The sequence below is a fragment of the Variovorax paradoxus genome, assembly GCA_016806145.1.
Lineage (GTDB): Bacteria > Pseudomonadota > Gammaproteobacteria > Burkholderiales > Burkholderiaceae_C > Variovorax.
Window position 1 is genome coordinate 5,818,970 of sequence record CP063166.1, and the last position, 26,198, is coordinate 5,845,167.

21 protein-coding genes are annotated in these 26,198 nt (G+C 69.3%); 3 read left to right on the top strand and 18 right to left on the bottom strand.

Annotated elements, in window-relative coordinates:
- Complete coding sequence (locus INQ48_27270) at window positions 1-4,089, top strand: translocation/assembly module TamB domain-containing protein (protein ID QRF56976.1); 4,089 nt, start codon at window positions 1-3, stop codon at window positions 4,087-4,089.
- A gap of 126 nt (window positions 4,090-4,215) precedes the next feature.
- Window positions 4,216-4,563, top strand: coding sequence for a hypothetical protein (locus INQ48_27275; protein QRF56977.1), 348 nt, complete (start codon window positions 4,216-4,218; stop codon window positions 4,561-4,563).
- Window positions 4,564-4,623: 60 nt separating this feature from the next.
- On the opposite strand, the gene INQ48_27280 is transcribed toward INQ48_27275, so the two are convergent.
- The 7 genes from INQ48_27280 to oxlT all read right to left on the bottom strand — a co-directional run bounded on the left by INQ48_27280 (window position 4,624) and on the right by oxlT (window position 13,148).
- On the bottom strand, window positions 4,624-4,926 hold the full coding sequence (locus tag INQ48_27280; GenBank protein ID QRF56978.1) for a formate dehydrogenase subunit delta: 303 nt from the start codon (window positions 4,924-4,926) through the stop codon (window positions 4,624-4,626).
- Window positions 4,927-4,968: 42 nt separating this feature from the next.
- Window positions 4,969-5,844 (bottom strand): formate dehydrogenase accessory sulfurtransferase FdhD, encoded by an 876-nt coding sequence (gene fdhD / locus INQ48_27285; GenBank protein ID QRF56979.1) that lies wholly within the window; start codon window positions 5,842-5,844, stop codon window positions 4,969-4,971.
- Window positions 5,845-5,863: 19 nt separating this feature from the next.
- Entirely contained in the window at window positions 5,864-8,740 is a 2,877-nt protein-coding gene (fdhF, locus tag INQ48_27290) for a formate dehydrogenase subunit alpha (protein QRF56980.1), read from the bottom strand.
- Window positions 8,741-8,761: 21 nt separating this feature from the next.
- The gene (locus INQ48_27295) at window positions 8,762-10,327 is read right to left on the bottom strand and encodes a formate dehydrogenase (protein ID QRF56981.1); all 1,566 of its coding nucleotides are present in this window, start codon (window positions 10,325-10,327) and stop codon (window positions 8,762-8,764) included.
- Window positions 10,324-10,815, bottom strand: coding sequence for a formate dehydrogenase subunit gamma (locus INQ48_27300; protein ID QRF56982.1), 492 nt, complete (start codon window positions 10,813-10,815; stop codon window positions 10,324-10,326). The genes INQ48_27295 and INQ48_27300 overlap by 4 nt, the downstream gene beginning before the upstream one ends.
- Window positions 10,816-11,277: 462 nt before the next feature.
- Window positions 11,278-11,766, bottom strand: a complete 489-nt coding sequence (locus INQ48_27305; protein QRF56983.1) for a gamma carbonic anhydrase family protein — start codon at window positions 11,764-11,766, stop codon at window positions 11,278-11,280.
- 53 nt (window positions 11,767-11,819) lie between these two features.
- Window positions 11,820-13,148: an oxalate/formate MFS antiporter gene (gene oxlT, locus INQ48_27310; protein ID QRF56984.1), complete on the bottom strand. Its 1,329-nt coding sequence runs from the start codon at window positions 13,146-13,148 to the stop codon at window positions 11,820-11,822.
- 520 nt (window positions 13,149-13,668) lie between these two features.
- Between oxlT and INQ48_27315 the strand changes: the two genes are divergently transcribed.
- On the top strand, window positions 13,669-13,806 hold the full coding sequence (locus tag INQ48_27315; protein QRF56985.1) for a hypothetical protein: 138 nt from the start codon (window positions 13,669-13,671) through the stop codon (window positions 13,804-13,806).
- A gap of 65 nt (window positions 13,807-13,871) precedes the next feature.
- Here INQ48_27315 and INQ48_27320 read toward each other — a convergent pair whose 3' ends face one another.
- The 11 genes from INQ48_27320 to oxc all read right to left on the bottom strand — a co-directional run bounded on the left by INQ48_27320 (window position 13,872) and on the right by oxc (window position 26,116).
- The gene (locus INQ48_27320; protein QRF56986.1) at window positions 13,872-14,801 is read right to left on the bottom strand and encodes a LysR family transcriptional regulator; all 930 of its coding nucleotides are present in this window, start codon (window positions 14,799-14,801) and stop codon (window positions 13,872-13,874) included.
- 88 nt (window positions 14,802-14,889) lie between these two features.
- Window positions 14,890-16,314, bottom strand: a complete 1,425-nt coding sequence (gene pyk, locus INQ48_27325) for a pyruvate kinase (protein QRF56987.1) — start codon at window positions 16,312-16,314, stop codon at window positions 14,890-14,892.
- Window positions 16,315-16,327: 13 nt separating this feature from the next.
- A complete protein-coding gene (locus tag INQ48_27330) occupies window positions 16,328-17,338 on the bottom strand; it encodes a 2-dehydropantoate 2-reductase (protein QRF56988.1) in 1,011 nt (336 codons plus the stop codon).
- A gap of 30 nt (window positions 17,339-17,368) precedes the next feature.
- Window positions 17,369-18,136 carry a fumarylacetoacetate hydrolase family protein gene (locus tag INQ48_27335; GenBank protein QRF56989.1) on the bottom strand — a complete coding sequence of 256 codons (768 nt, stop codon included), beginning with the start codon at window positions 18,134-18,136 and terminating at the stop codon, window positions 17,369-17,371.
- Between the two features lie 63 nt (window positions 18,137-18,199).
- Window positions 18,200-19,099, bottom strand: coding sequence for a succinate--CoA ligase subunit alpha (gene sucD / locus INQ48_27340; protein QRF56990.1), 900 nt, complete (start codon window positions 19,097-19,099; stop codon window positions 18,200-18,202).
- Between the two features lie 326 nt (window positions 19,100-19,425).
- Window positions 19,426-20,604 carry an ADP-forming succinate--CoA ligase subunit beta gene (gene sucC / locus INQ48_27345; protein ID QRF56991.1) on the bottom strand — a complete coding sequence of 393 codons (1,179 nt, stop codon included), beginning with the start codon at window positions 20,602-20,604 and terminating at the stop codon, window positions 19,426-19,428.
- 35 nt (window positions 20,605-20,639) lie between these two features.
- Window positions 20,640-20,972, bottom strand: coding sequence for a hypothetical protein (locus INQ48_27350; GenBank protein ID QRF56992.1), 333 nt, complete (start codon window positions 20,970-20,972; stop codon window positions 20,640-20,642).
- A 253-nt stretch (window positions 20,973-21,225) separates the two neighbouring features.
- Window positions 21,226-22,473, bottom strand: a complete 1,248-nt coding sequence (frc, locus tag INQ48_27355) for a formyl-CoA transferase (GenBank protein QRF56993.1) — start codon at window positions 22,471-22,473, stop codon at window positions 21,226-21,228.
- Complete coding sequence (locus tag INQ48_27360; GenBank protein ID QRF56994.1) at window positions 22,470-22,913, bottom strand: PAS domain S-box protein; 444 nt, start codon at window positions 22,911-22,913, stop codon at window positions 22,470-22,472. Before INQ48_27360 ends, frc (INQ48_27355) begins: the two co-directional genes overlap by 4 nt.
- 85 nt (window positions 22,914-22,998) lie before the next feature.
- Entirely contained in the window at window positions 22,999-24,252 is a 1,254-nt protein-coding gene (gene frc, locus INQ48_27365; GenBank protein ID QRF56995.1) for a formyl-CoA transferase, read from the bottom strand.
- Between the two features lie 25 nt (window positions 24,253-24,277).
- On the bottom strand, window positions 24,278-26,116 hold the full coding sequence (gene oxc / locus INQ48_27370; protein QRF56996.1) for an oxalyl-CoA decarboxylase: 1,839 nt from the start codon (window positions 26,114-26,116) through the stop codon (window positions 24,278-24,280).
- Between the last annotated feature and the right edge of the window lie 82 nt (window positions 26,117-26,198).

Below are 26,198 nucleotides of genomic sequence, written 5' to 3' on the forward strand. Positions count from 1 at the left end.
ATGGCGAACGCAGCGACCGAGACCCCAACCCCGCAGACGCCGACGCCGCCGGCCCGGCGCTCGCGCACGCGCCGTGCCCTGCGCGCGCTGGCCTGGACCGTCGCCGGCCTGTTCGTCGCGCTGCTGCTGGTGCTGGGCGCCGCCTGGTGGTGGCTGGGCTCGAACCAGTCGCTGGCCTTCGCGCTCGCCAAGGCCGCGGCCTATCTGCCGGCCGGCCAGACGCTCGAGAGCCGCGAGGTCACGGGCTCGCTGCGCACCGGCGGGCGCATCGGCTGGCTACGCTGGCAGAGCGAGAGCCTCGCGGTCGAGGTGCACGAGGCCAAGATCGGCTGGCAGCTCGCGCCGCTGTTCGAGCGCAAGGTGCAGCTCGGCGAGGTGCATGCGGCGCAGCTGCTGATCGAACGGCGCGGTGCGCCCAGCGACAAGCCCGCCGAGCCGCTCGAGAAGATCGTGCTGCCGGTCGAGATCGACCTGCCGTTCCGCATCGACGACCTGCGCTGGGCCGGCCCGCCCGCGCTGCAGGCGCAACGGCTCGCGGGCCACTACCGCTACACCGGCGGCGAGCACAAGCTCGACGTCGAGGGCGTCGACATCGCCGAGGGCCACTACAGCGCGCGCGTGAAGCTGCAGGGCGCGGCGCCGATGGCGATCGAGGCCACGCTCGACGGCCGCGTGAAGGCGCCGCTGCCCGAGGAACGCAGCCTCGAGGTGCTGGCCAAGGCCGGCATCCAGGGCACGCTCGCGGGCGCCGATGCGCGCCTGAACGTCCAGGCCGAACTCGCGCCGGCCGAACCCGATGCCGACGCCCCGATGGAGGCGAAGCTCGAAGCCACCATCGCGCCCTGGCAGCCGCAGCCCGTGATCGCGGCCAAGGCCGACCTGCGCAACGTCGACGCGTCGAGCCTGTGGCCCGGCGCGCCGCAGACGCTGCTCACGGGCAGCGTCGCGCTCGAACCCGATGCCGCCACCGGCCCCGCCGCCTGGAAGGCCCAGGCCGACCTGCGCAACGCGCGGCCGGGCCCGTGGGACCAGGGCAAGCTGCCGCTCGAGCAGCTGCAGGCCCAGGTCGGCTACGACGGCACCCACTGGGACATCCCGCAGGCCACGCTGCGCGCGGGCGGCGGCCGCATCGAGGCCGCGGGCCGCTGGAGCCCCGCGCCCGCGCCCTGGCAGGCGCGCGCCGAGGTGCAGGGCGTGCGGCTGGGCGCGCTGTACAGCGAACTCTCGGGCGCGCCGATCAGCGGCCGCGTCACTGCGCAGCAACGCGACGACGGCATCGGCTTCGACCTCGCGCTGCGCGCCGAGGGCGGCGCCGGCAGCAAGGCGCTGCCGGGCTTCGGGCTCGACCGCGTGCTGGCCCAGGGCCAGTGGAAGGACCAGGTGCTGGACCTGCGCACGCTGCGCATCGATGCGCAGCGCGCCAGCGTCGAGGGCAAGCTGCAGGTGCGCGTGGCCGAGCAGGCCGGCAGCGGCAACCTGAAGCTCGCGCTGCCCGGCGCCGAGGCGCAGCTCGACGCCCGCATGGCGCCCGCGCAGGGCACGGGCGAACTCAAGGCCCGCATCGACGACACCGAGGCCGTGCAGCGCTGGATCGAGAGCCTGCCCGAGATGGCGGGCCTGTTCGCGGGCCGCAGCGCGAAGGGCTCGGCCCGGCTCGACGCGAGCTGGCAGGGCGGCTGGCAGAACTTCCAGCGCCGGCTGCAGAACCCCGCCGCGCCGCTCGCGCGCGGCAACGCCGAACCGAGCCTGAAGGCCAGCCTTACGGTGCCCAGGCTCGACCTGCTGCTGCCCGCGGCCCAGGCCGGCGCCGCTGCAACCCAGGTGCAATTGAGCGCGCTGCGCGCCGAGCTCGCGGGCAGCATCGCGCAGGCCACGCTGTCGCTGCAGGGCGAGGCCGCCACCGGCACGCAGAAGCTGGTGCTCGACACGCGCGCCAGCGGCGGCCTCGCGGGCGCCGGCCAGTGGCGCGCCGCGCTCGCCAGCCTGCGGCTGCAGGCGCAGGACAGCGCCCAGCCCGCCACGCAGAAATCGCCCTGGGTGCTCGAGCTCGGCCGCGAGGTCACGGCCACGGTGCGCACCGGCACCGACCGCCTCGAGGTCGAGGCCTCGGCCGCCGGCGCCACCCTGCGCGGGCCCGTGCCCGGCACGGTGCGCATCGACTGGCAGCCGCTGCGCTTCAGCCAGAGCGGCGCCGCCGCCAACCGCGTGTTCCGCGTGCAGTCGAAGGGCGAGCTCAAGGGCCTGCCGATGTCCTGGGCCGAGGCCTTCGGCGCCAGCACCACCTTCGGCGAACTCGGCATCACCGGCGACCTGGTCTTCGACGGCGACTGGGACATCGATGCCGGCGACACGCTGCGCGCCCAGGCCCGGCTCGCGCGCCAGAGCGGCGACATCCGCGTGCAGGCCGGCGAGGCCGCGCTGATCACGCGCATCGAGAGCCGCGGCACCGGCACCGCGAGCGAACGCAAGATGAATTCCAGCGAGGCCGGCCTGAGCCCGAGCACGCCGGCCGGGCTGCGTCGCGCCGAGTTGCGGCTCGACGCCCAGGGCGAGGCGGTGCGCGCCACGCTGGCCTGGGACAGCGAACGCGCGGGCCAGATCGATGCCGAGGCCGGCACGCGCTTCCAGCAGCGCGCCGGCGGCTGGCAGTGGGCACCCGACGCGCCGCTCACGGGCCGCGTCGCCGCCAGGCTGCCGAACCTCGGCGTGTGGTCGATGCTCGCGCCGCCGGGCTGGCGCGTGGCCGGCACGCTCGACGCCAATGCAACGCTCTCGGGCAGCCGCGCGGCGCCGCGCTGGAACGGCACGCTGGGCGCCGACAAGCTGGCGCTGCGCGCGCCGGTCGAGGGCCTGGACCTGCGCGACGGCCGGCTGCGCGCCAACCTGTCGGGCGACCGCGTCGAGATCGCAGAGTTCACGCTCAAGGGCGGCGCCGGCAGCACGGCGCGCATCGCGGGCCAGAGCGGCAACCGCAGCACCGCGGCCAGCGAGGCCGGCACCGATGGCGGCACGCTGAGCGCGCGCGGCGAGCTCAACTGGTCGGGCGCAGGCACGGCCGCGGGCGCGCCCGGCATCCGCATGGCGCTGCAGGCCGAACTGCGCGCGCTGCGCGTGCTGGTGCGCACCGACCGCCAGGTCACCTTGTCGGGCGACCTGCAGGCGCGGCTCGAGAACCGGCAGTTCATCGTGCGCGGCAAGCTCAAGACCGACCGCGCCGTGATCATCCTGCCCGACGAGACCGCGCCCAGCCTCGGCAGCGACGTGATCGTGCGCTCGGCCGCCAAGGACCGCGAGGAGGCCGAGGCGCGGCAGCGCGAGGCCGCGCGCAGCGACGCGCAGGCGGCCCAGGCCGCGAAGCCGCAGACCGCGAAGCCGCCCGACATCGCGGTCGAGTTCGACCTCGGCGACGACTTCGCGGTGCAGGGCCGCGGCATCACGACCCGGCTCGAGGGCCAGCTCGACATCCGCAGCACGCGGCTCGATGCGCCGCCGCGCATCACCGGCGAGGTGAAGACCGTGAAGGGCCAGTACCGCGCCTACGGCCAGCAGCTCGACGTGGAGACCGGCATCGCGCGCTTCAACGGCCCCTACGACAACCCGCAGCTCGACATCCTCGCGATCCGGCCCAACATCACGCAGCGCGCCGGCGTGCAGATCAGCGGCAGCGCGCAGTCGCCGCGCGTGAAGCTCTATTCGGAGCCCGCGCTGTCCGACGCCGAGACGCTGTCGTGGGTGGTGCTGGGCCGCGCCTCGGCCACCAGCGGCGGCGAATCGGCGCTGCTGCAGCAGGCCGCGCTCTCGCTGCTCGGGCGCATCAGCAAGGGCGCCAGCGGCGGCAGCCTGGCGAGCCGCTTCGGCCTCGACGAGCTGGGCTTCAAGGGCCCGGGCAGCGGCGGCGACGTGCGCGATTCGGCCGTCACCTTCGGCAAGCGGCTGTCGAAGGACTTCTACGTCACCTACGAGCGCAGCATCGGCGGCACCTTCGGCACGCTGTTCATCTTCTACGACCTCACGCAGCGCCTCACCCTGCGCGGCCAGGCCGGACAGACCAGCGGCCTCGACCTGATCTACACCGTGAAGTACGACTGAGGTACGCATGCGGCGCGCATCGGCGCGCGCGGCATGCGCGAAGCCGCGTTTCGTACGGGACTTCGATCTTGACCCCGCGATGGCGCGTGATAAGAATCATCGAAGACGCCTTCCAAGGAGCCGACGATGAACGAGCACGGAGACAAAGGCGGGAGGAACACGGCATCAGACCGTCCGGCAGACGATGCACCGCAGGGCGACGAGACCCGCATCGCCTGGTTGCGCGGCGCTTTCCGCGCCACGATCGCGATCGTCGCCGCCATCGCGGCGGCGGCTTCCGTTCCCCATTGGGGCGGCGACAGCTTCCCCATCGCCAGCCTCGTGATCTACGTCGCGGGCATGGTGTTCGTGGCGATGCCGCTGGGCCTCTACTACGAAGCGCTGCTGCAGGCGCACGAGCGGCGCCGCGCGCGCAATGCCGAGCGGCGCGAGGCCAAGGCGCTGTCGCATGCCGCGGTAGCAGGCCACGGCTGATCGTCACCTCTCAACCGTTCGGGCTCAACCCGAACGGTGATGAACGATCGAACGCAGGCCTCAACCCGCGTCGCCGCCGCCCTGCGGATAGAGCAGCTTCGCCTCCGCCACCATGTGCCCGCCGTCGGGCAGGAGCCTGGCGCGGTGGTCGCGCACGGCCGTGGCCACGATCGGCAGCATCGCCTGCGCCTTGCCCTGGTCGAAGCTCTCCACCAGCGCCAGCCGCATGCTCGGCGCCCAGAAGGACTTGAGGTGCGCCGCGATGGCCTGCGTGGCCGCCCCGGCATCCGACGGGGTCTGGGCCTCGAAGAAGGTGCCGATCTGGTTGGCCATCTTGATCAATTGCACCGACTGGTCATGCATGCGCTGTGTCTCCGCTCGTTGTCGTCGTGAGGTTGTTCGTCATCAATGCGGGCGCTGCCCGTTGGCCGCCACCGTGTCGGCCGGCAGCCGCTGCGGGTGGCTGTAGACCCCCAGGTCCTCGCGCCGCGCGAAGCCCACCAGCGTGAGCCCGGCGCGCTGCGCGGTCTCGACCGCGAAGGAGGTTGGCGCCGACACCGCCGCCAGCAGCGAGACGCCGGCCATCGCGGCCTTCTGCACCATCTCGAAACTCGCGCGGCTGGTCACGGCGATGAAGCCCGCCGCCGCATCGACCTCGTTGGCCGCGAGCGCGCCCACCAGCTTGTCGAGCGCGTTGTGGCGGCCCACGTCCTCGCGCAGCCACACCACCTCGCCGTCGGCCGAGCACCAGGCCGCGGCATGCACCGCGCCCGTGGCTTCCTGCAATGTCTGCAGCGACTGGAACTGCGCCATCGCGCGGCCGATCGCGGCGCGCTCGAACGACGGCCCCGCGCCCAGCACCGGCAGCTCGCGCGCCACCTGCGCCAGGCTCTCGGTGCCGCACAGGCCGCAGCCGGTGCGTCCGGCCAGCGAGCGGCGCCGCTGCTTGAGGCGCGCGAACGCGGCCGCCGAGACCTCGAGCCGCACCGTGATGCCGCGCTCGGCGCTCTCGACCTCGCTGGCGTAGAGCTCGTGCGCCGCCTCGAGGATGCCCTCGCTCAGCGAGAAGCCGAGCGCGAAGTCTTCCAGGTCGAGCGGCGTGGCCAGCATCACCGCGTGCGAGATGCCGTTGTATTCGAGCGCCACCGGCACTTCCTCGGCCACCCAGTCCTGCACCGCGAACGGCTGGCCGCCGCGCACGCCGCGCACCGGCAGCAGCCGCGCGCCTTCGCAGAAGGCGGCGGTGTCGGCGCTCGCGAGCGGCAGGGTGGCGATGTTCATGGCGCTGCGCTCGCGGGCCCTACTTGGCCGGCACCGTCTCGTTCGACGGCGAGGGCGCCGAGGCCGCATTGAGCAGCTCGTTCTGCACCCGGTTGAAGCGGCTGTACTCCTGCTGCCAGGCCGAGGGCTGCATCACCGGCATCACCTGCACCGCCGTCACCTTGTACTCGGGGCAGTTGGTGGCCCAGTCGGAGTTGTCGGTGGTGATCACGTTGGCGCCCGACTCGGGGAAGTGGAAGGTGGTGTAGACCACGCCCGGCTGCATGCGCTCGGACACCGTCGCGCGCAGCACCGTCTCGCCCGCGCGGCTCTGGATGCCGACCCAGTCGCCGTCCTTCACGCCGCGCTCTTCGGCGTCGTGCGGATGCAGCTCGAGCCGGTCCTCGCCGTGCCACAGGTTGTTGTCGGTGCGCCGCGTCTGCGCGCCCACGTTGTACTGCGACAGGATGCGCCCGGTGGTCAGCAGCAGCGGGAAGCGGCGCGTGACCTTCTCGTCGGTCGGCACGTACTGCGTGACGATGAAGCGCCCCTTGCCGCGCACGAACGTGTCGATGTGCATGGTCGGCGTGCCCTCGGGCGCCGCGTCGTTGCAGGGCCACTGGATGCTGCCGAGCTCGTCGATGCGCTTGTAGCTCACGCCATGGAAGCTCGGCGTCAGCGCGGCGATCTCGTCCATGATCGCCTCGGGGTTCTTGTAGCTCATCGGATAGCCGAGCGCGTTCGCCAGCTTCACCGTGACCTCCCAGTCGGCCAGGCCGGCCTTCGGCGGCATCACCTTGCGCACGCGCGAGATGCGGCGCTCGGCGTTGGTGAAGGTGCCGTCCTTCTCGAGGAAGGAGGAGCCCGGCAGGAACACGTGCGCGTACTTGGCGGTCTCGTTGAGGAAGAGGTCCTGCACCACCACGCATTCCATCGCCATCATGGCGGCGGCCACGTGCTGGGTGTTGGGGTCGGACTGCACGATGTCCTCGCCCTCGCAGTACAGGCCCTTGAAGCTGCCGCCGATCGCGGCGTCGAACATGTTGGGAATGCGCAGGCCCGGCTCGGGATCGAGCTGCACGCCCCAGGCGGCCTCGAAGGAACCGCGCGTGGTGCTGTCCGACACGTGGCGGTAGCCCGGCAGCTCGTGCGGGAACGAGCCCATGTCGCACGACCCCTGCACGTTGTTCTGGCCGCGCAGCGGGTTCACGCCGACGCCCTCGCGGCCGACGTTGCCGGTGACCATCGCGAGGTTGGCGATGCCCATCACGGTGGTCGAGCCCTGGCTGTGCTCGGTCACGCCGAGGCCGTAGTAGATGGCGCCGTTGCCGGCGGTGGCGAACAGCCGCGCGGCGGCGCGCATCTCGGCGGCCGGCACGCCGGTGAAGGCTTCCGTGGCCTCGGGCGACTGCTCGGGGCGCTCGACGTAGGCCTTCCACTCGGCGAACGAGGCCGGGTCGCAGCGCTCGGCCACGAACGCGTCGGCCATCAGGCCTTCGGTGACGATCACGTGCGCCAGCGCCGTGACCACCGCCACGTTGGTGCCGGGGCGCAGCTGCAGGTGATGCGCGGCGCGGATGTGCGGCGACTTCACGATGTCGATGCGGCGCGGGTCGACCACGATCAGCTTCGCGCCCTGGCGCAGCCGCTTCTTCATGCGCGAGGCGAACACCGGATGGCCGTCGGTCGGGTTGGCGCCGATGACCATGATCACGTCGGACTTCTCGACCGACTGGAAGGTCTGCGTGCCGGCCGATTCGCCCAGCGTCTGCTTCAGGCCGTAGCCCGTGGGCGAATGGCACACGCGGGCGCAGGTGTCGACGTTGTTGTTGCCGAAGCCCGCGCGCACCAGCTTCTGCACCAGGTAGGTTTCCTCGTTGGTGCAGCGCGAGGAGGTGATGCCGCCGATGGCGTTGCGGCCGTACTTCTCCTGCAGGCGCTTGAACTCGCCGGCCGCGTAGTCGATGGCCTCGTCCCAGCTCACCTCCTGCCACGGGTCGGTGATCTTCTGGCGGATCATGGGCTTGAGCATGCGGTCCTGGTGCGAGGCATAGCCCCAGGCGAAGCGGCCCTTCACGCAGGAGTGGCCGTCGTTGGCCTTGCCGTCCTTCCACGGCACCATGCGCACCACCTCGTTGCCCTTCATCTCGGCCTTGAAGGCACAGCCCACGCCGCAGTAGGCGCAGGTGGTGATCACGCTGTGCTCGGGCTGGCCGAGCCAGATCACCGACTTCTCCTGCAGGGTGGCGGTGGGGCAGGCCTCGACGCAGGCGCCGCAGCTCACGCACTCCGATTCCATGAAGGGCTGGTCCTGGCCCGGCGACACGCGCGACTCGAAGCCGCGGCCGCTGATGGTCAGCGCGAAGGTGCCCTGGGTTTCCTCGCAGGCGCGCACGCAGCGGTTGCACACGATGCACTTGGAGGGGTCGTAGGTGAAGTACGGGTTCGACTCGTCCTTCTCGCTCTTGATGTGGTTGGCGCCATCGAAGCCGTAGCGCACGTTGCGCAGGCCGGTCACGCCCGCCATGTCCTGCAGCTCGCAGTTGCCGTTGGCCGAGCAGGTCAGGCAGTCGAGCGGATGGTCGGAGATGTAGAGCTCCATCACGCCCTTGCGCAGGTCCTGCAGCTTCGGCGTCTGGGTGCGCACCTTCATGCCGGCCTCGGCCGGCGTGGTGCACGAGGCCGGGAAGCCGCGGCGGCCCTCGATCTCGACCAGGCACAGCCGGCACGAGCCGAAAGGCTCGAGGCTGTCGGTGGCGCACAGCTTGGGCACCTGGATGCCGGCGTCGACGGCCGCGCGCATCAGCGAGGTGCCGGCCGGCACGGTGACCTCGGTGCCGTCGATCTCCAGCGTGACCTCGCGCTCGGATTCGCGCTTGGGCGTGCCGTAGTCGGTTTCCTTGAGATGGTTCAACATGTCTTTGCTTTCTCTGGGGGCTCAGGCGGCCTTGCGGTCGGGTGCCTCGATGCCGAAGTCCTGCGGGAAGTGGTCGAGCGCGGAGAGGACCGGGAACGGCGTCATGCCGCCCATCGCGCACAGCGAGCCATGGACCATGGTGTTGCACAGGTCGCGCAGCAGGATCACCTGCTGCGGCCGGTTCTGGTTGCCGCGGATCTTGTCGATGACCTCGACGCCGCGCGTCGAGCCGATGCGGCAGGGCGTGCACTTGCCGCACGACTCGAGCGCGCAGAACTCCATCGCGTAGCGCGCGAGCTTCGACAGGTCGGCCGTGTCGTCGTGCACCACGATGCCGCCGTGGCCCACGGTGCCGCCGACGGCCGCGTAGGCCTCGTAGTCCAGCGGCAGGTCCCACTGCGACTCGGGCAGGTAGGCGCCCAGCGGGCCGCCGACCTGCACCGCCTTGATCGGCCGGCCCGAGGCCGAGCCGCCGCCGTAGTCGTAGAGCAGTTCGCGCAAGGTGACGCCGAAGGCCTTCTCGACCAGCCCGCCGTGCTTGATGTTGCCGGCCAGCTGCATCGGCAGGGTGCCGCGCGAGCGGCCCACGCCGTAGTCGCGGTAGAAGGTGGCGCCGAGCGCCAGGATGATCGGCACGCTGGCCAGCGTGATCACGTTGTTGATCAGCGTGGGCTGGCCGAACAGGCCCTCGATGGCCGGCAGCGGCGGCTTGGCGCGCACGATGCCGCGCTTGCCCTCGAGGCTCTCGAGCAGCGCCGTCTCCTCGCCGCAGACGTAGGAGCCGGCGCCCTTGCGCACCGCGAGCCGGAAGCGCTTGCCCGAGCGCAGCACGTTGTCGCCGAGGAAGCCCGCGGCCTCCGCGTGGCGGATCGCCTCGTTGAGCGCGGCGATCGCGTGCGGGTACTCGGAGCGCACGTAGATGTAGCCCTGCGTCGCGCCGGTTGCGATGCCCGCGATGGTCATGCCCTCGATCAGCACGAAGGGGTCGCCCTCCATCGTCATGCGGTCGGAGAAGGTGCCCGAGTCGCCCTCGTCGGCATTGCAGACGATGTACTTCTGTTCGGACGGCGTGTTGAGCACCGTCTTCCACTTGATGCCGGCCGGAAACGCCGCGCCGCCGCGGCCGCGCAGGCCCGAGTCGAGCACCTGCTGCACGATGTCGGCCGGCGCCATCGCGAGCGCCGCGCGCAGGCCCGCATAGCCCTCGTGCGCCTGGTAGTCGGTCAGCGACACGGGGTCGGTGATGCCGACGCGCGCGAAGGTCAGGCGCTCCTGCTTCTTGAGGTAGGCAATCTCGTCGGTGGGGCCGAGCGACAGCGGATGCGAACGCGCGCCCGTGGCCAGGCCGGCGTCGAGCAGTGCCGGCACGTCGTCGACCGTGACCGGGCCGTAGGCCATGCGGCCCGCGGGCGTTTCGAACTCGACCAACGGCTCGAGCCACAGCATGCCGCGCGAGCCGTTGCGCACCAGATCGATCGCGAGGCCGCGAGCGGCGGCTTCCTGCGCGATGCGCTGGGCCACGGCGTCGGCGCCGACCGCGAGCGCCGCGGAGTCGCGCGGCACGTAGATCTTCACGGCGGCGTTCATGCGCAATCTCCCGCCTGTGCGACCAGGGTCTCGAAACGAATCGGCGTGACGCGCGCATGCGGCTCGTCGTCGAGCGTCATCGCGGGCGAGGAGGCGCACAGGCCGAGGCAGAACGCCGGCTCGAGCGTGAAGGCGCCGTCCTTCGTGGTGCCGTGCACCGCGCAGCCCAGGTGCTTCTCGGCATGCGCGAGCAGCGCATCGGCGCCCATCGCCTGGCAGGCCTCGGCGCGGCAGATCTGGATCACGTGCCGTCCCGGCGGCTCGGCGCGGAAGTGGTGGTAGTAGGTGATCACGCCATGCACCTCGGCGCGCGAGAGGTTCTGCGCGTCGGCGATGGTCTGCACCGCATGCGAGGGCACGTAGCCCAGCGTGTCCTGCACCTCGTGCAGGATCGGCAGCAGCGCACCCTGTTCGTCCGCATGCGCGCCAAGCACGCGGCGCACCTCGGCCAGTTCGTCGGCCGCGGAAAGTCGCGGGGCCTCGCTCATTGGCCGGCCTCCACGCGTGCCGCGGGTGCGGCCAGGTGCGGTGCTGCGTACGCGTTCAGCGCTTCTGTTGTCATGGTCCCGTCCGATCTGGTGCCGTTGCCGGTCCGCCGCTGTCTGCCTGCCGGCGGATCCGTTGTCATCGTGGCGTCGATTCGCGCTTGCCTCCCTGTGCGGGGACCGGGAGCCGCGCGCGGTCATCTGCCTCGGGATTCACTGTCGAGGAATCGCGCGCGGATGACCTTGACGCAGGTCAATTTCCATCGAAACAGGGGTAGCGCGAATGCGAGCGAGCCCTGTGAAAAGGACCCTGTCGCTGGGCCGCGGCCGGAATATCCGGAGGCCTCGTGGGGACGCGTGCGAACCGTTCGCAGCGCCGAGGTATTCCGCGCACGAATCCGTCGCGGTGCGCGGGAACGCAAGGAGAGGAACGCGGGGCCGTTCGCGCCGGCGGCCCCGCGCGGATCAGCGCGCGGCCAGTTCGCGCGCGCGCTGCACGAGGCGCGCGGCCTCGGCATCGTCGACCTGGCCCGTGACCTTGGCCGGGCGGCCCGAGATCAGCGAGCGGTCGGGAAAGACCTTGCCCTCGGTCAGCAGCGCGCCGGTGGCGACGATGCATTCGCGGCCCACCACCGCGCCGTTGAGCGCCACCGTGTCCTCGCCGACCACCGAACCGTCGCCGATGGTGCAGCCGTGCAGCATCACATGCCGCTCGACCGTCACGTCGGCGCCGATGGTCATCGGGAAGCCCGGGTCGGCATGCAGCATCACGCCGTCCTCGAGGTGGCTGCCCGCGCCCACCGTGATGGGCTCGTTGTCGCCGCGCAGCACGCAGCGCGGCCCGATGCTGCTGCGCGCGCCGAGCACGACCTGACCGATCACGCTCGCCGTGTCCGCCACGCGCGCGCTGGCGTCGATGGACGGTTCATGTTCGTCGAGTCTGTAGAGGGTCACGCCGTTCTCCTGGACAAAGGCGTCGATGGTAGCGGCTCGCGACCCGCCGGCGCTCAGTGCGGGAGTTCGCTGCGTTCGATGTGCTTGCGGCGCATGGGCCGCAAGACGAACCAGGCCATCAAGGCGGCGACCGCGTTCACGCCGCTCGCGACGAAGAACACCGCCTCCCAGCTGCCGGTGCTCGCGGCCAGCACGCTCGACAGCGGCACCAGCAGCGAGGCCGTGCCCTTGGCGGTGTAGAGCATGCCGGCGTTCGAGGCCGCGTACTTGCCGCCGAAGGTGTCGGCGCAGGTCGAGGGGAACAGGCTGTAGATCTCGCCCCAGGCGAAGAACACCATGCCGGTCAGCACCACGAACAGCAGCGGGTTGTGGCCGTACTTGTACAGCATCAGGATGCCGACCGCCTCGATCGCGAAAGCGATGAACATGGTCTGCTCGCGGCCGATCTTGTCCGACACCCAGCCGAAGAACGGTCGCGTCAGGCCGTTGAGCACGCGGTCGATCGCCAGCGCGAAGGTCAGCGCGGGCAGCACCAGGCCCATGATGTTCACCGGCACGTCGATGATCTTGAAGTCCTTGGCGATCGGCGCGAGCTGCGCGGTCGCCATCAGGCCGCCGGCGGCCACCATCACGAACATCGCGTACATCACCCAGAACACGGGCGAGCGCAGCACCTCGGAGGGCGCGTAGTCGCGCCGCGACTGCTGCACGTTGCGGGTGTTCACGGCCTTGGCATGCTCGGGCGCGCGCGTCAGCATCCATGCGAGCAGGAACACGATCAGTCCCTGCCCGATCCCAAAATACAGGAAGGCGGCCTCGTAGCCGCTGTTCTTGATCATGGCCGAGATCGGAATGATGGTGAGCGCCGAGCCCGCGCCGAAGCCGGCCGCGGTCAGGCCCGCCGCGAGGCCGCGCCGGTCGGGGAACCACTTGAGCGCATTGCCCACGCAGGTGCCGTAGACCGCGCCCGCGCCGATGCCGCCGATGGCCGCCGCGATGTAGAGCACCGGCAGCGAGGCCGCGAAGGAGTTGATCACCCAGCCGATGCCGCAGAGCACGCCGCCCACCAGCACCACGGGACGCGGGCCGAAGCGGTCGACGAGGTAGCCCTCGATCGGCACCAGCCAGGTCTCGGTGAGCACGAAGATGGTGAAGGCCACCTGGATCGCGGCGCGGCTCCAGCCGTGCTTCTCCGCGATCGGGTTGACGAACAGGGTCCAGCCGTATTGGAGGTTGGCGATCATCGCCATGCACACGATGCCGATCAGGAGCTGTCCCCATCGGTAGCTGTGCGAGCGCTGCGCCGCCGCGGCGCCGGAGTGTCCCGAGGGGGAGTAGATCGCGGGGTTCGCACCCGCGATCGTGGTCGTTTGCCGAGTCATTGAATGTCCTTCATCTTTGTGTTTGAGTAGTTGAAGTCCGGCGGATCGCGTCGAGGCGCCGCCGGTTTCGTTCCGAGTCACCGGTCCCCGAAGCAGAGATGCGAACAAGTACGGCGTCGCATCACGCAATCGACACGCTTCGGCTGATCCTCCGGTCCCGTCGGCCCCGCTTCGCGACACCGTCGACCCGCAGCCTCCTGCGTGCGGATGACTGTCGGATGGAGCGATCCAAAAACTCTTGACCCTCGTCAAGTTCCCTCGAAGGGAGCCGGCCGCGGACCCCCGTGGATTCCCTAGCATGGCCGTCTTGGCGCGCGATGAGAACGCGCCGCTTGATGCAAGTCGGTGGCGTCTTCGGTGGACCTCGCTGAACTCCTCGATCGCATCTCGGCCCACTCTGGAGTGCCTTCGCGGGACCTGCTTGCGAAATGGGCATGTCACTCGTGGTTTGCCCTAATCCAGGGTAAACCCTATAATTCGGAGGTTCGCATTCCCACCCACCCGCATTCGGAGCACATCCATGAACAACACCGCACTGAATTCCGCCGCCCTCAAGGCCCCCTCCTTCGCCTCGAACGGCGTGCTGCGCGACCTGATCGCCGCGCTGCCGATCGTGATCTTCGCCAAGGCCGTGCGCGCCGCGCTGCAACAGCGTTGAGAGCCGGAGCCCCCGAGGCTCCACCCAAAAAGAAAGAGCGCCGAGAGCGCTCTTTTTTTTCGCCTTCAGATCGCCGGATCGAAGGGCACGATCTGCGAGATCAGCGCGGTGCCGTCGTTCAGCAGGAAGTCCTTGAAGGCCTGCGCCACCGGCGGCAGCCGCTTGCCGCGGCGGTGCACCACGTACCAGTTGAGCATCAGCGGGAAGCCCTGCACGTCGAGCACCCGCACGCTGCCCGCGCGCAGCTCCTGGCTGATGGTGTGGGCCGACACGAAGCTCACGCCCATGCCCGCGATCACCGCCTGCTTGATGGTCTCGGTGCTGCGGATCTCCATCGCGATGTTGATCTCGGACAGTGCTGCGCCGAAGCCCTCCTCCATCGAATGCCAGGTGTCGGACGCGCGCTCGCGCACCACGAAGGGCTCGCGGATCAGCCGCTTGAGCGGCACGCCCTTCACGCCCACCAGCGGATGCGTGGGCGCCGCGATGATCACGTAGGGGTGCGGCGCGAACGGCTGGTTCAGCGTGTCGAGGTCGGTGGGTGGCCGCACCATGATCGCGAGGTCCGTGAGGTTCTCGGCGATGTGCGTGAGCAGGCCCTCGCGGTTATGCACGGTGAAGTTCAGGGTCACGCCGCGGTGCCGGCCCGCGAACTCCACCAAGAGGCGCGGAAAGAAGTAGTCGCCCGCGCTGATCACGCCCACGTTGAGCTTGCCGCCCGAGATGCCCTTGAACTGCAGCATCGCGTTCTCGGCCGCCTCGAACTGCTGGATGATCGCGCGGCTGAGCTGCAGCAGCTCGGTGCCCGCGGCCGTGAGGTAGACCTTCTTGCCGAACTGCTCGAACAGCGTGTTGCCGGCGTGGTCCTCGAGCTTGCGCACCTGGGTCGACACCGCGGGCTGCGTGAGGTGCAGCTCCTCGGCCGCGCGCGAGAAACTCAGGAGCCGCGCCACCGCCTCGAAAACCTTCAACTGGCGCAGGGTCGCGTGCTTCATGGGGATTCCTGGAGAACTGCTTCGTTCGGAAGTCCCATGCTATGGCCGGCGGCGCGCGCGCCGCATGACCGCGGTCAAGTATTCGCGATCAGGAATGGTTCGGAATACGCGCGACGTGCAGCAGGTTGGTGGTGCCCGACTGGCCGAAGGGCAGGCCCGCCACCACCACCACCTTCTGACCGGGCTGCGCGAAGCCCTCGGCATGCGCGGTGCGGCAGGCGCACTCGATCATCTCGCCCACGTCGTGCACGTCGTCCACCAGCACCGCGTGCACGCCCCACACCATCGCCATGCGGCGCGCGGTCGCGATGTCGGGCGTGAGGCTCAGGATCGGCACCGCGGGCCGCTCGCGCGCCGCGCGCAGGCTGGTGAAGCCCGAGGAGGTGTAGGTGACGGTGGCGGCCGGCGCGAGCAGCGCAGCCACCTGGCGCATCGAGGTGCAGACCGCGTCGGCGGTGGTCGACTGCGCGCTCTCGTGCGTGGCGTCGATGCCGGTGCGGTACGAGGGATCGGCCTCCACGCGCGCGACGATGCGGTCCATCATCGCCACCGCCTCGAGCGGGTACTTGCCCGAGGCCGACTCGGCCGAGAGCATCACCGCGTCGACGCCGTCGTAGACCGCGGTCGCCACGTCCGACACCTCGGCGCGCGTGGGCACCGGCGCGGCGATCATCGACTCGAGCATCTGCGTGGCCACCACCACCGGCTTGCCGCGCAGCCGGCAGGCACGCACGATCTGGCGCTGCAGCTCGGGCACGCGCTCGGGCGGCAGCTCGACGCCGAGGTCGCCGCGCGCGACCATGATGCCGTCGCAGCGCTCGACGATGGCGTCGAGGTGCTCGATGGCTGCGGGCTTCTCGAGCTTGGCCATGATGGCCGCGCGCGTGCCGATGATCTCGCGCGCCTCGTCGATGTCCTCGGGCCGCTGCACGAACGAGAGCGCCACCCAGTCCACGCCCATCGCGAGGCCGACGTCGAGGTCGTCGCGGTCCTTCGGCGTCAGCGGCGAGATCGGCAGCAGCACGCTGGGCACGTTGACGCCCTTGCGGTCGGAGATGGGCCCGCCCACCAGCACGGTGGTCTCGGCGAAGTCGGCGCCGTGGCGGTCGACGCGCAGCCGCAGCTTGCCGTCGTCGAGCAGCAGCTCGGTGCCTTCCCGCAGCGCGGCGAAGATCTCGGGATGCGGCAGCGGCGCGCGGCGGCTGTTGCCGCTCGCGCGGTCCATGTCGAGCCGGAAGCGCGCGAGCGCCTCGAGCTGCGCGCGGCCGCCCTCGAAGGTGCCCAGGCGCAGCTTCGGCCCCTGCAGGTCGAGCAGCACGCCGATGGGCCGGCCGAATTCCTTCTCGAGCCGGCGGATGGTCTCGAGGCGGCGCGCATGGTCGTGCTGCGTGCCGTGGCTGAAGTTGAGGCGGAACACGTCCACGCCACGCTCGAACAGCGCGCGGATCGCGGGCTCGTCGGAAGTGGCGGGACCGAGCGTGGCCACGATCTTGGCGCTGCGAAGGCGTCGCATGGTGTCGGTGTCCTCAGGCGAGTTCGCGCAGCCGGACCTGGCCGCGCTGTTCTTCCATCGTCCGCGCGAGCAGCTTCACGAGCGAATACACGGTGTCGATGTGCGGGGTCGAGGTCTCGGTGAGCCGCGCGAGCTCGACCACCGCGCCGACCAGCGCGTCGATCTCGGGCGCGCGGCCGGCTTCCACGTCCTGCAGCATCGAGGTCTTGTGCTTGCCGACCTTCTCGGCGCCCGCGATGCGCTTCTCGAGCGTCACGCGGAACTCGATGCCGAGCTTGTGCGCCACGGCCTGGGCCTCGCGCATCATCGCGGCCGCGAGCTCGCGCGAGGGCGGGTACTGACAGATGTCGACCAGGGTCGAGTGCGAGAGGCTGCTGATCGGGTTGAAGGTCAGGTTGCCCCAGAGCTTGAGCCAGATCTCGGCGCGGATGTTGTCGAGCACCGGCGCCTTGAAGCCCGCGCTGGCGAAGCAGGCCGCGATGCGCTCGACGCGCTCGGTGGTCGTGCCGTCGAGCTCGCCGACCGGGAAGCGGTCGCCCTCGATGTGCTTGATGACGCCGGGCGCGATCAGCTCGGAGGCCGGATACACCACGCAGCCGATCACGCGCCGCGAGGGGATCTTGGTGTTGAGCACGCCCTGCGGGTCGACGCTGCGCACGGTGGTGCCCTCGAGCACGCCGCCGTGCTTCTGGAAGTACCAGTAGGGAATGCCGTTCTGCATGGTCACGACCGCGGTCTCGGGCCCGAAGAGCTTGGCCACGTCGTCGGCCACGGCCTCGACCTGGTGCGCCTTCATCGCGAGGATCACGAGGTCCTGCGGCCCTGCTTCGTCATAGCGGTCGGTGGCCCGTACGTTGCGCGCCACCTGCTCCTCGCCCTCGGCCGACACCAGCTTGATGCCGTTGGCCCCGATGGCCTGGAGGTTGGCGCCGCGCACGATGAAGGTCACGTCCTCCCCGGCCAGCGCGAGTTTGGCGCCCACCAGGCCGCCGATGGCCCCCGCGCCGATGATTGCTATCTTCATGTCGATCCCCAAGAGTTGAAATTCTTCGCGTCAGCCGAAGCGGTTGGACAAGCGGCCGATGCCGTCGATCTCCACCTCGACCAGGCTGCCGGGCTTCATCGAGCCCACGCCCACGGACGTGCCGCACAGGATCACGTCGCCGGGATGCAGGCTCATGTCCTGCGAGATGAGGCTGACCAGGCGCTGCACCGAGAAGCGCATGTCGCTTACGGGATAGTTCTGCCGCTCCTCGCCGTTGAGCACCGTGCGTACCACCAGCGTGGCGGGATCGAGGCCGGTGGCGATGGCCGGGCCCATGGGGCAGAAGGTGTCGAAGCCCTTGGCGCGCACCCACTGCGCGAACGAGGCGTCGCGGTTGAGGATGTCGGCCACGGTGACGTCGTTGGCGCAGGTGTAGCCGAACACGTGCTCGAGCGCGCGCTCCTCGGAGACGGCGGTGGCGGTCTTGCCGATGACGATGCCGAGCTCGCCCTCGAACACGACCTTGCCGTCGCACAGCGGCTTGCGGATCGGCGCCTCGTGCGCCGAGAAGGAGTTCGGCGCCTTCAGCAGGTACAACGGCTCCTCGGGCACGGCGAGCTTGAGCTTCTCGCCGAGCGCGTGGAAGTTGTTCCACAGCGCGATGACCTTGGTCGGCTCGCTCGGCGACAGCAGGCGCAGGCCGGCCAGCGCGAACACGCGGCCGGTGGGCTCGGGCGTGCCGTACATGTCGCCGCGATACTCGCGCACGGCGTCGTCCTCCAGAGTGCCGAAGGCGGCTTCTCCGGCGTGTTCGAAACGGACCCAACGTTGTGGCATGTTGTGCTTTCTTTTGATGCTGTGAATGCGGGTGGGTCGACAGGCGCTGCGCGGGTGCGGGGCCTAGTCGAACGGCAGGTAGTCGGGAACGACCAGCGAGGCCAGCAGCTTCCCCATGTCGGCCGGGTTGTCGGTGACGTGAATGCCGCAGGCCTTCATGACGGCGAGCTTCTCCTGCGCCGTGCCCTTGCCGCCGGAAATGATGGCGCCCGCATGGCCCATGCGCTTGCCGGGCGGCGCACTAGCGCCGGCGATGAAGCCGACCACGGGCTTGCGCATGTGGGCATGGATCCAGCGCGCGCACTCTTCCTCGGCATCGCCGCCGATCTCGCCGACCATGATGACGGCGTCGGTGCGCGGGTCGTCGTTGAACATCTTCAGCACGTCGATGTGCCGCAGCCCGCCGACCGGATCGCCGCCGATGCCGACCACCGTCGACTGGCCGATGCCGAAGCGCCCGAGCTGGCTCGCGGCCTCGTAGGTCAAGGTGCCCGAGCGCGAGACCACGCCGATGCGGCCGCGCTGGTGGATGTGGCCCGGCATGATGCCGATCTTGATCTCGTCGGGCACGATGAGGCCGGGGCAGTTGGGCCCGAGCAGCAGGGTCTTGCGCCCTTCCATGCGGCGGCGGGTGCGGACCATGTCGCGCACCGGGATGCCCTCGGTGATGCAGATCACGAGGTCGAGCTCGGCATCCACGGCTTCATCGATGGCGGCGGCGGCGAAGGCCGGCGGCACATAGATGACCGAGACGGTGGCGCCGGTGCGGGCCTTGGCTTCCTTGACGGTGCCGTAGATGGGAATGCCGGCCATGGCCTGCCCGGCCTTGGTCGGATGGACGCCGGCGACGAAGCAGTGGCGCCCGTGGCCGTACTCGAGGCAGGCCTGGGTGTGGAACTGGGCGGTCTTGCCGGTGATGCCCTGCGTGATGACGCGGGTGTGGCGGTTGATGAGGATCGACATCTTGTTCCTTTACCGCTCTGTGAGGTCCGCTCTTGTTTTGCTGGGGCTGCTGTTCGGGGCGCGTGCACAGGACAGCGGGTACTTCCCTCCGCGAATGTCCCCCGCCTTCGGCTCCTCCTTTATTTCGCTGCGGGAAGCACCCACTGCCCTGTGCACGGAAGCGCAGCGGTGGTGCCGGCCGATCAAGCGCAGCGCGTCTGGCGCGCGTCGGCGGGGTACTCCCCGCAGCGAAATAAAGGAGGAGGCCGAAGGCCGGGGGACATTCGCGGAGGGGAGTACCCCGTCGGCGCGTGCCCGCAACGAACGGCAAAAAGCTCGTCCAACGTTCATCGCTGCCCCTTGGGAACCCGAGCCACGACAACCGCCTGTCGAGCCGCCTCGCCGATATCCTCGGCCCCGATGATCTGAAGCTCCGACTGCGCGAGGATGGTCCGCCCCAGGTCCTCGTTCGTTCCCTTCATGCGTACCACCAGCGGCACCGAGAGGGCCGTTTCGCGTGCCGCGGCGACGATGCCGTGGGCGATCACGTCGCAGCGCATGATGCCGCCGAAGATGTTGACCAGCACCGCCTTCAGGCGCGGGTTGCGCAGCATCAGCTGGAAGGCCGCGGTGACCTTCTCCACGCTCGCGCCGCCGCCCACGTCGAGGAAGTTGGCCGGCGATCCACCATGGAGCTTGATCGCGTCCATCGTCGCCATCGCGAGGCCCGCGCCATTGACCAGGCAGCCGATGTCGCCGTCGAGCGAGATGTACGACAGGTCGAACTTCGAGGCTTCGATCTCCGTCGGATCCTCCTCGTCGAGGTCGCGCATCGCGGCGATCTCGGGCTGGCGGAACAGCGCGTTCGGATCGAAGCCGAGCTTGGCGTCGAGCGCCATCAACCGGCCGTCGCGCGTGCGCACCAGCGGGTTGATCTCGGCCAGCGAGGCGTCGCTCGCGTCGAAGGCCTGGTAGAGCTTCTGCATGAACTCGCGCGCCTGCACCACGTCGCGGCCCGCGAGCCCGATCGAGCGTGCGAGCGCATCGGCCTCGGTTGCCTTGATCCCCGTCTCGGGGTCGATGAACAGCGTGTGGATCTTCTCGGGCGAACGCGCGGCCACCTCTTCGATGTCCATCCCGCCTTCGCTCGATGCCATCAGCGCCACGCGCCGGGCACCGCGGTCGACCACCATCCCGAGGTAGAACTCCCGGTCGATCTCCACCCCCTCCTCGACCAGCAACTGTCTCACCACCCGGCCCTCGGGTCCCGTCTGGTGCGTGCGCAGCGTCATGCCGAGCAGCGCCTGCGCATGGCGGCGCACCTCCGCGCCCGACCAGGCCAGCTTCACACCCCCGCCCTTGCCGCGGCCGCCCGCATGAATCTGCGCCTTCACCACCCACGAGCGCCCGCCGAGCCGGGCGGCGGCGTCGGCCGCCTCGTCGCTCGTGCGGCAGACGAAACCGCGCGGAGTCGCCACGCCATGGCGGCGCAGCACTTCCTTGCCCTGGTATTCGTGGATTTTCATCGAATCAGCCGTCGGATTAATTGTTCAATTGCAATTCAGGCGCCGAGTTCGGCACCGCGGCATTCGGCCCAATTGAAATGGCGCTTCGACAGCGGCGCGGAACCTTCGCCTTCGCGGCGCTTGTAGGCTTCCTTCTTCTGTTCGATCGCATCGGCCAGGAATGCCGCGTCGTAGGCGCGCAGCAGATGCGGATGATTCGCCTCGAGATAATGGCCGATGCGCTTCTCGGGTTCCTGCGCCGTGCCCATCAGGTCGCAATAAGTTTGACGGTCCCAGTGCCAGCGCAAGCCCAATTCGTAGAAGGCGGCGTTGTAGGCATTGCGCTCGGTTTCATCGAGCCAGTATTGAACGGGCGTGAGGTTCTGCATGGTCTGCTCCTTTCGAATGACTGCCGTGCGGTGAATTGAATGACTTGCCGGCATGTTCAAACTGTAGAAGTGCAGAACGATAAATAACAGTCAAACTATTTTATTGAGAGTATTCATTTGGAGTTATGCATGACTCCAATTCAATTCAAAAGAAGAAGACGAACGAATCCCTTCGCCGCCGGCCATGCCATTGGCGAATCGATCGCGGATTCGTTCGAATTGGCGCGGAATTACCGCGCCGCGTTCTTCGTCGTCAGATCACGCGTTCGGCGCGCAACGCCGCCACGTCTTCCAGGCCGTAGCCCAGCTGCATCAGCACTTCCTCGGTGTGCTCGCCCAGGAGCGGCGAGCGCTTCACCTCGGTCGGGCTGTCCGACAGCTTGATCGGATTGCCCACCGTCAGGTACTTGCCGCGCGTGGGATGGTCGACCTCGACGATGGTCCCGGTCTCGCGCAGCGATTCGTCGGCGGCGATCTCCTTCATCGAGAGGATCGGCCCGCACGGAATGTCGTACTGGTTCAGGATGTCCATGGCCTCGAACTTGTCCTTGGTCATGGTCCATTGCTCGATGCGCGCGAAGATCGGCTTCAGGTGCAGCAGGCGCGCGGCCGGCGTGGCATAGGCCTCGTCGGTGATCCAGCCTTCCTCGCCGATCACCTTGCACACCGCCGGCCACACGGCCGCCTGCGTGATGAAGTAGATGTAGGCGTTGGGGTCAGTCTCCCAGCCCTTGCACTTGAGGATCGAGCCGGGCTGGCCGCCGCCCGAGGCATTGCCCGCGCGCGGCACCGCGTCGCCGAACTTGCCGTCGGGGTACTGCGGGTATTCGTGCATGGTGCCCGTGCGTTCCAGCCGCTGCTGGTCGCGCATCTTCACGCGGCACAGGTTGAGCACCGCGTCCTGCATCGGCGCCAGCACCTTCTGGCCGCGGCCGGTGCTGTTGCGCTGGAACAGCGCCGCCAGGATGCCGAGCGCGAGGTGCAGGCCGGTGCCGCTGTCGCCGATCTGGGCGCCGGTCACCATCGGCGGACCATCCTCGAAGCCGGTGGTCGACGCCGCGCCGCCGGCGCATTGCGCCACGTTCTCGTAGACCTTGCAGTCGGCGTACTTGCCGGGGCCGAAGCCTTTGACCGAAGCCACGATCATGCGCGGGTTGAGCTTCTGGATGTGTTCCCAGGTGATGCCCATGCGGTCGAGCGCGCCGGGCGCGAAGTTCTCGACCAGCACGTCGCAGGTCTTGATCAGCTCGTCGAGCACCTGGCGCCCCTTGGGGTTCTTGGTGTCGAGCGTGATCGAGCGCTTGTTGTGGTTCAGCATCGTGAAGTAGAGGCTGTCCACACCGGGGATGTCGCGCAGCTGGCCACGCGTGGCATCGCCTTCGCCGGCGCGCTCGACCTTGATGACGTCGGCGCCGAACCAGGCCAGCAGCTGCGTGCAGGTGGGGCCGGATTGCACGTGGGTGAAATCGAGGATGCGGACACCCTCCAGCGCTTGACTCATCGACTGTCTCCTTCTTTGATCGTGGTTTCCGCTTCTAGCAGACGAGCGCGCAGTTTGCGCTCTTCCGCGAATCGGGCTGTCTCGTCGCGGACGATGGCGACGATGCCCGAGACCTCGCGTTGTGGCGAAAACAGCATCGACACCGTGAAGGCGATCGACAAGGTGCGGCCGTCCTTGTGCAGGGCCGGCACGCGCAGCAGATCGGCACCGTACTTGGTGATGCCGGTGTCCATGGTCTTGTGGTAGCCGTCCCAATGGCGCTGCCGCTGGCGCTCGGGAATGATGAGGTCGAGCGAGCGACCCAGCGCCTCGGCTTCGGTGAAGCCGAAGATGCGTTCGGCCGCGGGGTTCCACAGAACGATGGCCCCGGCCGCATCGCACACCATGATGGCATCGCCCGCCCCTTCGACGAGCTGCCTGAAATCCACTGAAGCTTGCATGCTGGCCTCCCGCCTCGACGCGTCCGAAATACCGCGCCCCCCCGGGCGCTTCGTGGACTGGAAAAGCCCCGGGGGAACGCCTGGGTCAGACTGCCTTCGCTTCGTGCAGCGCGGCGATCTGCTGTTGGCTGTAGCCGAGCTCGGCCAGCACGTCGTCGGTGTGTTCGCCCAGGAGCGGCGAACCGGTGATCTCGGGCTTGAGGTCCGAGAATTTGATCGGGCTGCCCACGGTGAAGTAGGTGCCGCGTTCCTTGTGCGGCACTTCCACGATCGAGCCGCTCTTGCGCAGCGATTCGTCGTTGAGCAGTTCCTTCATCGTCAGCACCGGCGCGCACGGGATGTCGAACTTGCGCAGGATGTCGACCGCCTCGAACTTGGTCTTGTCGGCCAGCCAGCCCTCGATGGTCGCGAAGATGTCGGTGATGTGCGGCTGGCGCGCCTTGGCGGTCATGTAGTCGGGATCGGTCTTCCATTCGGGCTTGCCGATGGCGTCGCAGATCGGGGCCCAGGCATGGCCCTGCACGGTGAAGTAGATGTAGGCGTTCGGGTCGGTCTCCCAGCCCTTGCACTTGAGCACCCAGCCCGGCTGGCCGCCGCCGCCGGCATTGCCGCCGCGCGGCACCACGTCGCTGAAGGTGCCGTGCGGGTACTGCGGGTATTCCTCGAGGTAGCCCAGGCGGTCGAGGCGCTGCTGGTCGCGCATCTTCACGCGGCACAGGTTGAGCACGGCGTCCTGCATCGAGCAGGCCACGCGCTGGCCCTTGCCGGTCTGCTCGCGGCCGATGATGGCCGTGAGGATGCCGATCGCCAGGTGCATGCCGGTGTTGCTGTCGCCCAGCGCCGCGGCGCTCACGGTCGGCGGGCCGTCCCAGAAGCCGGTGGTGGAGGCGGCGCCGCCCGCGCACTGCGCGACGTTCTCGTAGACCTTCAGGTCGTCGTAGTGGTGGCCGTCGCTGAAGCCCTTGACCGAGGCGACGATCATCTTCGGATTCAGTTCCTGGATGCGTTCCCAGCTGAAGCCCATGCGGTCGAGCGCACCGGGGCCGAAGTTCTCGACCAGCACGTCCGATTCCTTGATCAGCTTCTCGAGCACCACCTTGCCCTCGGGCTGCTTGGTGTCCAGCGTCAGCGAGCGCTTGTTGCTGTTGAGCATGGTGAAGTACAGCGCGTCGACGTCGGGGATGTCGCGCAGCTGCGAGCGCGTGACGTCGCCGGCGCCGGGGCGCTCGACCTTGATCACGTCGGCGCCGAACCAGGCCAGCAGCTGGGTGCAGGCCGGACCGGCTTGCACATGCGTGAAGTCGATGATCTTGATGCCGTTGAGAGGTTTGTTGCTCATGTCGAATCTCCTGGAATGAAAGGAATCACTTCTTCTTCGCCGTGGCCGGATTGAGACTGGTGATGCGGCCGCTCTCGGTGCCCGCGGTCTCGTCGATGACGGCATTGATCAGGGTCGGGCGGCCCGTGGCGACGGCCTCGGTCAGGGCCGCCTGCAGCTCGTCGGCGGTGGTCGCATGCACGCCCACGCCGCCGAAGGCTTCCATCAGCTTGTCGTAGCGCGCGTTCTTCACGAACACGGTGGGCGCCACGTCGGGCGTGCCGCTCGGGTTCACGTCGGTGCCGCGGTAGACGCCGTTGTTGTTGAACACGATCACGCAGATCGGCAGGTTGTAGCGGCAGATGGTCTCGACCTCCATGCCGCTGAAGCCGAAGGCGCTGTCGCCCTCGATCGCGATCACCGGCTTGCCCGTGACCACGGCCGCGGCCACCGCGAAGCCCATGCCGATGCCCATGATCCCCCAGGTGCCGACGTCGAGGCGCTTGCGCGGCTCGTACATGTCGACGATGCTGCGCGCGAAGTCCAGCGTGTTGGCGCCTTCGTTGACGACGATCGCATCGGGCCGGGCCTTGACCTGGTCGCGGATCACGCTGAGCGCGCTCTGGAAGTTCATCGGCGAGGGACGCGCGGCGAGCGTGGCGGCCATCTTCGACAGGTTCTTGTCCTTGCGCTCGGCGATCGCGCCGGTCCATTCGGTCGGCGGCTTGGCCCACTTGGCGTCGATGCCCGCGAGCAGCGCGGCCACGCAGGAGCCGATGTCGCCGATCACCGGCGCGGCGATCGCCACGTTGCTGTCGATCTCGGTCGGTGCGATGTCGATCTGGATGAACTGCTTGGCGCCCTTCTCCTGCGCCCAGGTCTTGCCCTTGCCGTGCGAGAGCAGCCAGTTCAGGCGCGCGCCCACCAGCAGCACGACGTCGGCTTCCTGCAGCACGTAGGAGCGCGCGGCGGCGGCCGATTGCGCATGCGTGTCGGGCAAGAGGCCCTTGGCCATCGACATCGGCAGGTAGGGAATGCCGGTCTTCTCGACCAGCGCGCGGATGTCGGCATCGGCCTGGGCGTAGGCGGCACCCTTGCCCAGCAGGATCAGCGGGCGCTTCGCGCCCTTGAGCAGATCGAGCGCGCGCTGCACGGCATCGGCGGCCGGGATCTGGCGCGGCGCGGGGTCGATGACCTTGATCAGCGAGTTCTTGCCCTTGATCGCGTCCATCGTCTGCGCGAACAGCTTGGCCGGCAGGTCGAGGTACACGCCGCCGGGGCGGCCCGAGACGGCCGAGCGGATGGCGCGCGCGATGCCCACGCCGATGTCCTCGGCGTGCAGCACGCGGAACGCGGCCTTGCACAGCGGCTTGGCGATCGCCAGCTGGTCCATCTCCTCGTAGTCGCCCTGCTGCAGGTCGACGATCTCGCGCTCGCTGGAGCCGCTGATCAGGATCATCGGGAAGCAGTTGGTGGTGGCGTTGGCCAGCGCGGTCAGGCCGTTGAGGAAGCCGGGCGCCGACACCGTGAGGCAGATACCGGGCTTCTGCGTGAGGAAGCCGGCGGCGGCCGCGGCATTGCCGGCGTGCTGCTCGTGGCGGAACGAGATCACGCGCATGCCCTCGGCCTGCGCCATGCGGGTCAGGTCGGTGATCGGGATGCCCGGCAGCGCGAAGATGGTGTCGATGTCGTTCAGCTTCAGCGCATCGATCACCAGGTGGAAACCATCGGTGGTTTCCGCTTCCGGCGCTTCCTGCGTCATCTGCTGGAGGGCGCGCGCGACGAGTTGCTGATCGTCGGCGGCGCCGTTGGCTGGCCGACTCTTGGGCTTGATCGCCTCATCGAGCGTCGTGGCCGCCTCTTTGGCTGTGCTAACTGAAGACATGTCTCTCCTTCTGCTGGGGTGAATGGCCGAGGCCCGAGCCGCGACTATGATTCGGGCCATCCTTTCGGCCGTTGACCTCGGT